At 65.1% G+C, this 12,001-nt stretch carries 10 protein-coding genes; 5 read left to right on the top strand and 5 right to left on the bottom strand.

Annotated elements, in window-relative coordinates; all coding sequences use genetic code 11:
- Together JSV65_01505 and JSV65_01500 are read left to right on the top strand one after the other, a co-directional pair.
- Nucleotides 1–399, top strand: a 399-nt coding sequence (locus tag JSV65_01505; GenBank protein ID UCH35053.1) for a hypothetical protein, incomplete at its 5' end; no start/stop codon positions are given.
- Nucleotides 400–481: 82 nt separating this feature from the next.
- Complete coding sequence (locus JSV65_01500; protein ID UCH35052.1) at nucleotides 482–1,279, top strand: M55 family metallopeptidase; 798 nt, start codon at nucleotides 482–484, stop codon at nucleotides 1,277–1,279.
- 82 nt (nucleotides 1,280–1,361) lie between these two features.
- Here JSV65_01500 and JSV65_01495 read toward each other — a convergent pair whose 3' ends face one another.
- Entirely contained in the window at nucleotides 1,362–2,309 is a 948-nt protein-coding gene (locus JSV65_01495; GenBank protein ID UCH35051.1) for a hypothetical protein, read from the bottom strand.
- Nucleotides 2,310–2,679: 370 nt separating this feature from the next.
- Between JSV65_01495 and JSV65_01490 the strand changes: the two genes are divergently transcribed.
- Nucleotides 2,680–3,927 carry a family 10 glycosylhydrolase gene (locus JSV65_01490; protein UCH35050.1) on the top strand — a complete coding sequence of 416 codons (1,248 nt, stop codon included), beginning with the start codon at nucleotides 2,680–2,682 and terminating at the stop codon, nucleotides 3,925–3,927.
- Here the strand turns inward: JSV65_01490 and JSV65_01485 are convergent.
- The 4 genes from JSV65_01485 to JSV65_01470 all read right to left on the bottom strand — a co-directional run bounded on the left by JSV65_01485 (nucleotide 3,924) and on the right by JSV65_01470 (nucleotide 9,228).
- Nucleotides 3,924–4,727 carry a sulfite exporter TauE/SafE family protein gene (locus JSV65_01485; protein ID UCH35049.1) on the bottom strand — a complete coding sequence of 268 codons (804 nt, stop codon included), beginning with the start codon at nucleotides 4,725–4,727 and terminating at the stop codon, nucleotides 3,924–3,926. The two genes, JSV65_01490 and JSV65_01485, sit on opposite strands and share 4 nt — an antisense overlap.
- Before the next feature lie 105 nt (nucleotides 4,728–4,832).
- Nucleotides 4,833–5,585, bottom strand: coding sequence for a hypothetical protein (locus JSV65_01480; GenBank protein ID UCH35048.1), 753 nt, complete (start codon nucleotides 5,583–5,585; stop codon nucleotides 4,833–4,835).
- Between the two features lie 123 nt (nucleotides 5,586–5,708).
- Nucleotides 5,709–7,268 (bottom strand): hypothetical protein, encoded by a 1,560-nt coding sequence (locus tag JSV65_01475; GenBank protein ID UCH35047.1) that lies wholly within the window; start codon nucleotides 7,266–7,268, stop codon nucleotides 5,709–5,711.
- Between the two features lie 4 nt (nucleotides 7,269–7,272).
- Nucleotides 7,273–9,228: a hypothetical protein gene (locus tag JSV65_01470; GenBank protein ID UCH35046.1), complete on the bottom strand. Its 1,956-nt coding sequence runs from the start codon at nucleotides 9,226–9,228 to the stop codon at nucleotides 7,273–7,275.
- Between the two features lie 261 nt (nucleotides 9,229–9,489).
- On the opposite strand from JSV65_01470, the gene JSV65_01465 reads away from it, so the two are divergent.
- On the top strand, nucleotides 9,490–9,987 hold the full coding sequence (locus JSV65_01465) for a permease (protein UCH35045.1): 498 nt from the start codon (nucleotides 9,490–9,492) through the stop codon (nucleotides 9,985–9,987).
- Between the two features lie 482 nt (nucleotides 9,988–10,469).
- Complete coding sequence (locus JSV65_01460; GenBank protein ID UCH35044.1) at nucleotides 10,470–11,915, top strand: asparagine synthase; 1,446 nt, start codon at nucleotides 10,470–10,472, stop codon at nucleotides 11,913–11,915.
- Nucleotides 11,916–12,001 lie beyond the last annotated feature (86 nt).

The following is a 12,001-nucleotide window of genomic DNA, read 5'->3' as shown; positions in this document are numbered from 1 at the left end:
CGCGGCGACGAGTACCTGCTCGAAATGCCGACTCACCTGCAGGGATGCGAGGTCATCACGACGAGGGCCATGAGCTCAGTGAAGAACGTGAAGATCAGGAAGTTCGCCGAAGCTCATCTGTGGCGGTTCGCCGGACGGCAACACTCCCCCAATGGTGAGTTCAGCTATGGAAGGTACACCGCACTAACCCAGGGCGGGTTCCTTGAATTGTTCGCGGCCTACGATCACCCGGCGGCGAAAACTGCAATCATGAGGTCAGTTCCGTGGGTGATCGAGTCTCAGAACCCCGACGGCTCTTGGGGCGAGGAGTCGAAGAGGGATGCTGAGACCTACGCGGTTCTGGCCGGCCTCGTGAGCGTCAGGAATCACCTTCCGTCCGGTTTCGTTCCGGGACGGTAGCGCGAGGCGCCAGTACGCACCTCGCGCGTGGCGTGGGTAATGCACCGCAGGGCGCGCTTCGCTGCCTTGCTTGGAGGCCTCGATGAAGATCTACATCTCCTGCGACCTCGAAGGCGCCGCCGGCGTCTGGCAGGCCGAGCACGGCAGCAAGGGCACGCGCGAGTACGAGGAGGCGCGGCGCCTGCTCACCGCCGAGGTCTGCGCGGCCGTCGAGGGCGCGCGCGACGGCGGCGCAGATGACATCATCGTCGCCGACATGCACGGCGGCTCGGGCCACCTGCTCATCGAGCAGATGCCCGCCGGCATTCGGATCCTCGAAGGCGTGCCGCACGCGCCGCGCTTTCCATTCCTCGATGAATCCGTGGACGCCATGTTCCTCATCGCCTACCACGCCATGGCCGGGACGCCCGGCGCCGTCCTCGTGCACACCATGATGGGCACCTGGCAGGAGTTCCGCGCGAACGGGCGCGTGCTGGGGGAGGTGGGGATTGACGCTGCCATAGCGGGCTGTGTGGGCGTTCCGGTGGCACTGGTCACGGGTGATGACAAGGTCTGCGCCGAAGCCTGCGCGCTGCTAGGCGACATCGAGACCGCCGAGGTGAAGCAGGGCATCGGCGCAACCCGGGCGCTGCTACTTTCGCCGCCTGATGCGCGAGCGCTGATTCGCGAGCGGGCAGCGGCTGCGGTGGCGAAGGCGAAGCAACTCCAGCCGTTTGACGTCGGCTCGCCGGTTGACATTCGGATTCGCTTGTCCAGCATCGTGGCTGCCGATGCCGCCACCCGGGACGACGCGCAGCGAGTGGACCCGTTGACCGTGCGCTGGGCCAAGCCGTTGATTGCGGACTACTTCGGCGGACTGTGGCCGGGGCCGGCGAGGTAGGCAGCCCGGCCCGTCACAGGCGAGCTGAGGATATCCGTGCTCCCTCCGAAGAAGACCCCTGATCTTGCGTATCCTGCGGGCGCTATGGCTGCGGTTTGGCGCGGCCGGCGGCCTTGAAGCGCTCGACGAACTGCGCCGTCAGGTCAATGTAGAGGTAGCCGAATTCCTCCGTGGGCTCGATGTGGCTGTGCTCGTCGAGTTCGTTGAAGCTGGTCACGTGCAGCCAGTCGGACCCGGCGGCGAGCGCGGCCTCAAATGTGCGCCGATAATACGCGCCATCCTCTCGGTCCCGCCATCCCGCTCCGCCCGGCCCATCCTCGCGCCCCGGGATCTTGCGCTCGTCAAAAGCGGGCATTATCGTCCCGCAGAACAGCGCCGGGCGGCGCTTGCCCTCGTCCGTCTCATTGAAGGCGCGCACGTTTGCTGCCATCTCGCGGTAGTACGCGTGCACGTCGTCGGTGTCAACCAGGGTGTAGATCTCAAGCCCTCGGAGCGCCGTGAGGTAGGCCGGGTCCATCTGATTCGATGGCAGGAAATACCCGCGCGCGCCCTGCGCCTCAAGTCGGTCAAACAGCGCGCGCCACTGCTCCGGCGTGTACTGCCACGTGCCCCATATCAGCACCACCGGGGCGCCTTCCTTGCGGAGCAGACGCGGATCGTCGCGGTGGGTGGTGAGGTAATACAGCAGCGCATCGTGTATCTCCTCCAGGCTCCGCCCGTCGCCCTCGAGGTCAATGCAGATCTTGAAGTCGCGCGTGCCAGCAATCTCAATCACCTTCTCGAGCTTGGCGGTCCAATCCGGCCGGTGAAACCACGACACCGCAAACGCGTCGAGCTTTGCGCGCTGGGCCATTTCGATATGCGCCCTGATGATCTCCGGATCTGCGGAATCATACGGGCCGAGGATGGGATGAACGTCCTCGAGCGCCGCGTTGCCCTGCCCGGGCTTGGTGGGCCAGCGGTCGGGCTCGAACCAGATGTAGTAGTACGCAAGCGCAATTCGCTCCGCATCATTTGTTGGGGTATCCATGAGACATCGCCTTTCCGCAGCAGTGTCAGCCGCGCAGATCGCTGCAGTCGAATCGGGCCCCGAAGCAGCGCACGCTTCCGGCGAAAGGTGCTGCAAGCCTGTGCTTGCGCTGGCGGCTGTGGTTAGCGCCACCACCGCCGCGAACGTGATTCGCGCGATGTTGATAGCAGCCCTCATGCGTGCGCGCTTAGCGCGGCGTTGGTGATTATATCCGCTGCCTGCGACGTGGGCAACCCGATCAGAGCGGGTCATACCGGAGCAGGCCTTCTTCGGATGGCCCCCTGAGGAAGGCATCGCGGTCGGAGAACCGGAATAGTGCGCCCATCGCTTCATTTGCCCGAGGGAACTGTTCATGCCAGAGGACGCGAGAATGACACTCACCGTGATGCTTGCCCTTGGCCTACTGCTCTTCGTGATGGCCGGTACGGGAGGCGCCGCCCCCCAGCCGCGCAATGCGCCGAAGGTCATCGTGGTCAACAACGACGGCTTCAGCGATTTCTACGGCGGGCACTACGACTCGGCACAAGCCATTCGCGAGAGCATCCTCCCCTACCGCGACACGCAGGTCGCGGTGCTGGAATGGTGTATCACTTCGGGCAGCCGAGTTAACTACCCCTCCGAGGTCACTGAGATCATCGGCGAAGGGATGACGGAGTTTCCGCGCCGAGGCGATAAGCTGGCGTGCGAGACGATGCAGCAGCTGGCCGCGGAAGGCGTTGATACACTGGCCGTCGTCTGCAAGGCAGCCCACGACGCGGGCGTCCAGTGCTATGCCTCGATGCGGATGAACGGGGACTACCCGGGGAGCTGGATGGGCGAAGGCATTCCCGCCATGTTCAACAGCAACTTCTGGCGCGAGCATCCCGAGTTTCGCGTTCGCGACAAGAACGGCGAGGACCGCACGAAGCTGTCCTATGCGTTTGCCGAGGTCCGCGACTTCAAACTGCGCATCCTCGCGGAAGCCGCCCAGCGCGACATTGACGGAATCAATCTCGACTACCTGCGACACCCCGCTTTCTTCGGCTACGACGAACCGCTGGTGAAGGCGTTTCAGGACGCGTACGGGCAGGATCCGCGACAGCTTCCGGATGACGAGGCGCGCTGGCTGGAGATGCGGGCGGGCGTAATGACTGATTTTGTGCGCTCGGTCCGCTCAATGCTGGACGCGGCGGGCCAGGCCAAGGGACGCCACCTGGGGCTCTCGGCGCGCGTTGACTGGCGTGAGTACCGGCAGTGGGGGTGCGATATCGAGCGGTGGATGAAGGATGGCCTGCTCGATTACCTGGTCGTCGCGCAGCACTCGCTTGGCGGGTATGAGTTCGATCTGGCGCCCTTTGCCGCCATGGCCGACGGCACTGGCTGCGCGATCTACTTCGGCGAGGAACCGACCCTTTCCGGCCACGATCGCACACCCGAGGAAGACAAGGCAATCGCTGAGGGCAAGATGAAGCCGCCGGAGCGGGATCACCTCTCGTTGGAGCAGTACTGTGACCGCGCGCGCACGTGGTACGCGGCGGGCGCCGACGGCATTCACATATTCAACGACTGGCGCAACCTGCCGGTGCTGGGCGTGCTGGGGGATCCGGCGAAGTTCCCGCCGGCTGCACGGCAGCCCTAGAACACCCGCAGCATGTGCAGCGCGAGGGCGACCAGTACCGCAGCGAAGACTTTCCGCGCGATCCCCGGGCGCGCCGCGTGCGCGAACCGCGCCCCGAGGATGGCCATGGGAACGCCGGCTGCCGCGACACACGCGGCGGCAGGCAGGTTCACGTATCCAAGAGACAGCGGCACCAGACTCAACTTCCCCCACCCGGCTGCGGCGTAACCGACGCATCCGAACGCGGCGCCGCACGTCTGTACGAAACTCGAGGTCGCCGTTACCGTGCGCATCGAATACCCGAACAGATTGACCAGGATGATGATGCTGAAGACCGCTCCGCCCATGCCCGCCAGCGCGGCGAAGAACCCGATGGCGAGGCCCATCGGCACCCCAAGCCACAGAGCGGGCGACCGGGGCTGGGATTCCTCTTTGTCGGTGCTCAGGAGCATCCACGCGGCAATCAGGAACGCACCGACGGCAAAGACCGTGCGAAGGGCGTCGGGCCCGAGCCTGCTCGCGACGCTGCCGCCCGCGAAAGCCCCGACGGCGACGGCGGGCCCCAGGACGTATGCGAGCCGTAGCTGGCCGTCCGCGCGGCGGCGGTGAATGACGTATCCTGCCCCGGCGAGCACCGCTGCGGCGGCGAGCGCGGACCCGAATGAGGTGCGGAGCGCCACCGTTTCCGCCGTCGGCACCCGCAGCAGCGCGAAGAGGATCGCGGGAGCGATGAGCGGCGTGCCGCCGATACCGAGAAACCCGGCGAGCGCGCCCACGGCGATCCCTGCGCCGATCAGCACTACTATCGAAGCGAGGTCCACCTCTCGTTCACCCCGGCCCAGGGGCCGCAGCTCGCCTAATGTGCGGCACCGAACCGAGCTCCGCGCCTGCGGCGAGCCGATGTGCGGCTGGCGCTGCGCGCAGCATTAGATCGGGAACGGGTCCTCCCCCGCTATCGAATCGAGCAATTCGCGCGCCGTGCCCACCGCATCCTCGTCGCCGGAGATCAGCAGCCTCACCGACCCTTCCGCGCCGCCGATGCCGCCGGAACCCAGATGATGGCACGCGGCGCCGGCGAGGATTTCAACCGCCTCGATCTCCGTGATGATGGTCGCCCCGGTCACCGGCCACATCGCCGGTATCGACTCCGCCGCCGTGAATTCCTCAGCAATGAATTCGCCCATCGCAATCACATCCGACGCCACGAGCTTCTCCAGCCCGACGGGGACGACGAGGTGTGCCTTGCGCGCGATGATCGTCGGCAGCGCCGCGCCAATCGTTCCACCCTCGGGGTGGCCGACCAGTATGCCGGCGGTCATCTCTCCGTAATTGAGCGCGTTGGCGCCCTTGATGAACACGTCGCCCGCCTGCATCTCGCTGATCGCCTCGCCAAGCGTCAGGCCATCCACGACCTGGCCGCGGCGCAGCACGATCTCCCCGATCGGCTCGCCTTTGCGCTTGCGGCTTTTGTATCCTCGCGGCAGCGTGTGTCCTGTCAGGAAGACCGCTCGGCCGAGCTCCTTGCCGAGGATCTCCTCGGCGACACTGCCGTTGGTACTCCCCCGCGCAATGATGACCATGCCATCCCTTAGGGCCTTCTCAACGAGGGGATGAGCCGCGACCCCCTTCCCTATCAGCCGCTTCGATTCGGCGACGGTCAACACGACTTCCATCAACATATCACGTTCCTCCTATCAAGGCTCTTGTATTATCGGAATGACTGGCCGGCTTCGGTGCGCACCAGAAGGACCTCGTACGGAAGAGTATTTGGCATCAGCGGTCCTCCGCTGGTGCCACACACTCTATAGGCTGACATCACGAAGTTCGCCGGAGTCCAGCACCAGTTCCTTCGCATCCGGGCGGATCTCTTCCAGCGTCGGCAGGAATCTCGTGGTCAGGCGTGTTCGTTCTTCCCCGGCATTGCACAATCGCACGACCGGCGGCACGCTGTGGCGCCAAAGGATGGCACAGCCCTCCGGCAACCCAGGCGTCCCTTCGTGCGAGATAATCACGTGTGGATCGTCCGCCCCGAAACGTCGGTGCGCCCCGAGCGCCAGCGGGTAGAGCACCCCGGTCACTTCTCCGATGCCCGAGTTGCGCCCATGTCCGGATGCGACGGCGGAGATCGAGCGCGCGCCGCACCCGTGCTCGCGCCCGTCGCTTAAAGCCGCCGCAGCGAGTTCGATGCGCTCGGCGGCCGTACGCATCGCCTGCGCCGCCAGTCGTTCGTCGCCCGTAACGTCCCAGGCGAGCACGAGCGCCGGCGGCGAGGGGCGATCATCGGGCTCCCAGCGCTCACCGTCGCGGGAGATCACCCATCGCACCTGATCGCGCCGCTGACCCACGCCCATGGGGTGGGGGCCGCGCGGCGCGGCGACGAGCATCGCCGATTCTACCTCCTCGTCGGCAGAGTGAATGCGCGCAGCGATGTCGTCGTCGAGGGTCGTGTCCGCGGTTGTCGTGCGGTACGCGCGCAGCGCTGCCGCGAACGGATGACCATACGGCTCCCCGAGGTGAGCCATGCCGCTGGCGAGGATCTTGCGTGCGGCAGCGGCGAGAATGTCCTCGCGCGTAATGCTGAACAGGTCGAGCAGGACGTCGGTTGTGCCGGCTCCGATGTGCAGCTCGAGCCTTTGCTCCGGCGGACCGTTCGCCGCCTGGACCTGGTTGTCGGAATAGGCCCCCTCCGCGAAGGGCATCGTCAACAGTTGCACTGCGGGCAGCGTGTCGCTGTCCAGTATCTCGCGCGCCCAGCGCCCGCAGAAGTCGCGAGCGAGGTCGAGGTATCGCTCGTCGCCCACGGCGCGGTAGGCGCACAGCGCCATCTCTATGATCCGGAAGTGGTCGGGGCGCTCGATATCGTGCGGCGGCTCGGCCACGACCTCGCGCGTGCCGAGTCGCCAACTGCGGAACCGGTGTCGGTCCCAATCATACCACGGCGGCACGCCTTCAACCCAATTGCCGGCGTGGTGCGCCGCGTCGTTGAGTGCCTCGGCGACGCGCGGGTCGGGATCGGCGTGCCATAGCCGTGGCAAGAAGAAAATGAAGTTCTCGGGCTGGTGGTGGACTTCGCCCTCAGCGTAGTACCCATGGAAAAGGTGCCGGTGGCCCCAGTCCAGTAGACCATCGCGCAACCAGCGCAGGAAGTCGAGGACCGCTTCGTCCCCGGTTAGTAGGTAGTAACCGAACCACGACGCAGTGAAGGTGCCTTCGTCGTGGCCGCCCTGCCACGGGATGCGACGCTGCCGTGAAACGGCGGCGCGCACCCAGTCGCCGACCGCTTGACGCAGACGAAACTGCGCTGCAGCCCACGGGGGGATGGCGCGTTCCGCAGAAGCTGTGGGACCTGTGTCTTTGTTCATCGCATCAAATCCAGAAGATCATATTATCCTGGGCGCCCGTTATCGCGTCAACGATGAGCCAACAGCCGTTGCACGTGAACTGCCCGAGAATCATGCCCAGAAAGGCGGGGCGGAAGAAGTTGTATGCGCGCAGGCCGCCGAAGCGCACGATGAGCCCCTTCACAAACCACGCGACCAGGCACGTCAGCCACAGCTGGTTCATGATCCACACACTGCCGATCGCGAAGCCAACGGGATGGAACGGCCACCACACGAAGGTCTGCCGCATGAGGATGAGAAACCACATGACGCCGAAGCCCACCCCGCGCACGAACCATCCCATCCAGTTCACTTCCGTCGGGCTTTGCAGCTTCTCCACCGCCCATTGGTACGGCGCCTTCGGCCCCGGAATGAAGAACCAGTTGTTGAGGTTGACGCCGCCCTTGCTGTAGGCGAGCACCATTGTTATCCATATGGACGCCGCGATGGCGATGACGATCGCGAGCCACATTACCGGAAACAGCGGTCGCCTGCTGCCCTTCGCAATATCGGCCATGCGCAGCGCGTTGGCGCTCGACGCCATGACGTACGTGCGGATGTCGGACGACCACACGTAGTTGATGGCGAGCGATGTTAGGCCCGCTCCGCCGAACGGCTTCGAGCCGAAACTGGAGACGACGAAGCCTGCGGAGATGGTGGACGCCACCGCCTCGGCAAGGCCCGACTCGACGACGACCCGCGTCAACCCGATGAACAGCACGAACGCTCCGGCGAGGAAGAACACCGCGAGCCCAGGCGGCACCCCCGACCACCATAGCCACCCCCACATGAACACTAGGCCGCCGACCATGCCCCAGAACGCGGCGCGGTAGGAGAGCATCTCGTCGGAGTCCTTGACCTTTGGGTCTCCGCGCAAGGCCTTTGCGCCGACGTCGCGCAAATGCGCCCTGCCGGTCCACAGTCCGAGGATGACAAGGGCAATCATGGCCCCCATGCCAAGATGAGCGAAGAATGGCGATGGACTGCCGTAGATGCCGAGGTTCTCGCGCCACGACGTCCCGACGATGCTGATGTATCCCGCGATGATCTGAAAGATGACGTTGAAGAACCACAGGCTGAACAGCGTGTCGAGGTTGACCAAGTAGAAGAACCCGAGCATCGGAAAGCTCATGCGGAAGATGAGCTTCTGATTCTGCCGGAACCACAAGACCTGGGCGAAATCGCGAAAGACCGGGACCGACGGAATGTAGTAGTGCAGCCCTTTCATGCAGCCCAGGACGAACGGGATGCCGAACCCGATCCACATCACCGGGTTGCGGAAAAACGGCGTGAGCGGGCGCGCGTCGGCACCGCGCACCATCTCCAACGGCAGGTGCGTCAAGGGGAATGCGAGCCGTTCGCGCTCCACCCACTGCCGCCGGAGGATCACCATCATGCACATCATCACCAGGTACAACGCGCAGATGAACGGCAGCCAGGCGGCGAGCGGCTTGGCCCATGCCGCCCAGGGGATGGACTGGCCCTCGGGCAAGCCCTCGTAGAAGTGCTTGATGGCGAGTTCGTCCGTGGGCGCCAGCCAGCCCCTCTTTTCGAGATGCGGGTGCAGCCGGGCGGTCCAGTCATTTTCCACTGTCGCGTAGTAATACGGCGCGGTGATGATGGGCAGCAACTGCGCGGTGAGCCCCATGGTGGGAATGGCGGACGCGACGATCATCATCACATACGCGACGATGAGTTCGCCCGCGCTCAACGCCCAGCGACGCGTCACGCGACCGAGCGTGACATTGACGATGAAGACGAGGATGAAGAATAAGAACACCGCGCCCGGCGTACTGAAATCCAACGCGACGTACGAGCCGCGGATCAAGTGGATGGCATAAGGCGCGCCGAGAGCGATAATGAGTGAGCCGACTGAGCCCGCAGCAATGGCGCGGAACGTGAATGACCTGGGCGCGGACTGCTCCGCGTTCGGCGCGCTCACGGCTGTTCGCTCGAGCCGCCGACTGATGCGCTGCGCGGGACACGTTCTGCGTGCGCACGGGCAACCCTACGCACGGTCGCTTCCGAGAGGATTGTCGGGCGGCGTGGATCGCGCATGGGTGGTGCGGTCGGCCGTCGTCCGACGCGCACATCGACTGATTCCACGGTGAAGTCGTCCGCACCTTCCGCAAACACACTCAGAGAGCGAACAGGAAGATGAGCGTGGCGTACCGAACCGCGAGGCGATGAGGAGATCTCGACAATGACGCGTGACATAGTAGTAGCAACGGTCGCAATGGGGGTCATCGCTGCGGCGTTGTACGGTACTGCAGCCTGGCGCAGTCCCGCAGTGGTCGCCTCCGGGGGGCTCGGCGGAGCCAGGAACTTCGTGACCATCCTGCCACTGCTCGCCTTGTCGTTCGCGATTGCCGGGTTGGTTCAGGCGTGGGTGCCGCGAGAGGTGATCAGCCGTTGGCTCGGCGCGCAGTCAGGGCTGCGCGGAATCGGCATCGGTTGCCTGATGGGCGCGGTCACGCCAGGTGGGCCGTACATCAGCTTCCCCATTGTCGCGGCGATCTACAAGGCGGGCGCGGGTATCGGCACGGTCGTCGCTTTCGTCACCGCGTGGTCGCTATGGGCGGTCGCCCGCCTGCCGCTCGAACTCGCGTTGATCGGGCCCGAAGTGACCCTCAAGCGCATCGCCGCGACCGCAGTCTTTCCGCCGCTGGCCGGGCTGCTCGCGCGTGTTCTATTCGAGTAGCCGCGACAATCGCATTACGTACATCGTGGAATGGGTCTGTGTCATCGCTCGCTGCTCACGTGCCGCGCGCTCGCCCGAAGCAGTTGAGCGCTGCCAGGCGGACGGCGGCCGAGCGGTTGCCGTTCCAGCCTTTGTTGCGTTTATGTAATAACGCGCCGACTCCGGTGCATTTGACTTTGACTCCGCACTCTGGTATACTACTAACAGATGGATTGAACAGCGATCCCGCGGCGTTGAGCCGACTAAGGGCTCGCGAAGGCAACCATTCTTCTGCTGTTCTCTCCCAGAGCCCTCAGCCGCGCCTCACTTGCCGGCTTTACGTGTAGGCAAGCGAACGGCCGGCAATCGCCTCACGGCATAGCTCAGCTGTACCGTGTGGGGTCGTAGCATCACCGCGCAGGTGCGTCATCGGCCTGAGGGTCACTGCGCGTCTGTTCCGGGAAGTCCATTGGGTACCGTGGTAATCGCGGAGGAGGTAGTGCATGGCGGGAATCGTTGGCATAGCCGCACCGAACGAGGATCAGCTTGTCGCAGATGCCCTGAGCAAGATAGAGCACCGCGGGGGCGCGGGATCCACCATTCTGTCGCTTGACCGAGCAACTTTCGGCCAGGCATGGCCCGGCGCGCAAGAGACGCACGTGACGTGCGTCGAGCAGCACGCGGTCGTGCTCGACGGTGAGATTCATAACTGGACCGATCTCGGTGTCGGCGCGACGTGCCCGGTTGAGGCGTTGGAGCTGGCATATACGTGCGCCGGACCCGAATTTGTGGCTCAACTCGACGGTCCCTTTGCGTTCGCTATCGCCGGGCCGCGCGGGATCTTCCTCGCGCGCGACCAGCTCGGCAAGGCACCTCTCTATTACGGGCGGCGCGACGGCGCAATCTGCTTTGCCTCAGAACTCAAGGCGTTGCTGGGTTGGGCCGACCACATCGCGCACTTCCCGCCTGGGCACTACTACGAGCCTGATGTAGGCCTTAGGCGATACGCGCGTATCGAAGCGGCGGATACTCTCGACGAGGATGCGGAGAGCGTTGCGGCCGAACTGCGCGACCGCCTGGTCAGCTCCGTGCGCAAGCGCGTGGACGGCGGTGAGGTCGGAGCATGGCTGTCGGGTGGCCTCGACTCCGCGACGATGACGGCGCTGGCCCGCCGACAGGTGTCGGAGTTGCCGACGTTTGCCGTCGGAGTGGAGGGCGCACCCGATCTCGAGTACGCGCAGGCGGTGGCGGAGTTTGTCGGCACCGACCACCACGAGCGCGTGTGTGGCCTCGACGAAATGCTGCTGGTCCTCCCCGAGGTCATCTACCATCTCGAATCGTTCGACGCGTTGCTGGTGCGTTCCAGCCTCACCAACTTTCTGGTCGGGCGCCTCGCTGCGGAGCATGTGCCCGCAGTATTGTCCGGCGAGGGGGGCGACGAGCTGTTCGCCGGCTATTCGTACCTCAGGGGGATGGAGCCCGCCGAGTTGCCTGCGGAATTGGTAGACATCACCAGGCGTTTGCACAACACCGCCTTGCAGCGCGTTGACCGCTGCTCGGCGGCCCACGGCTTGGTGGCGCGCACGGCGTTCCTCGGCCGCGAGGTGGTCGAGTACGCTCTGCAGATTCCGCCGGAGATGAAACTCAACGGGGACACCCCCGGTGCGGAGAAGTGGATTCTCCGCCGCGCGATGGACGGACTGCTCCCGACCTCGGTGCTGCAACGACCCAAGGCCAAGTTCTGGCAGGGCGCTGGCGTCGGCGATCAACTGGCTGGCCACGCCGAGCAGCTCATCTCCGACCAGGAATTCGAATCTGAGCGCGCGCTGCCGGACGGCACCGGCCTCAACACGAGAGAAGAGTTGTTCTACTACCGCATCTTCCGCGAGCAGTTCGGCGACGTGGACCCCGCGCTCGTCGGGAGAACGAAGGGCGCACCCGTCGCCTAGTCCGTTGGAGCTACGGTGCGCGGCGGAGGCGACTCACGCCGCGACCGAGCACCGTTGGTGCGCGCGCCCCCGGCATACCCGCCTCC

This window comes from Armatimonadota bacterium (genome assembly GCA_020354555.1).
Classification (GTDB): domain Bacteria; phylum Armatimonadota; class Hebobacteria.
This window is presented reverse-complemented; position numbering and strand designations above follow the sequence as displayed.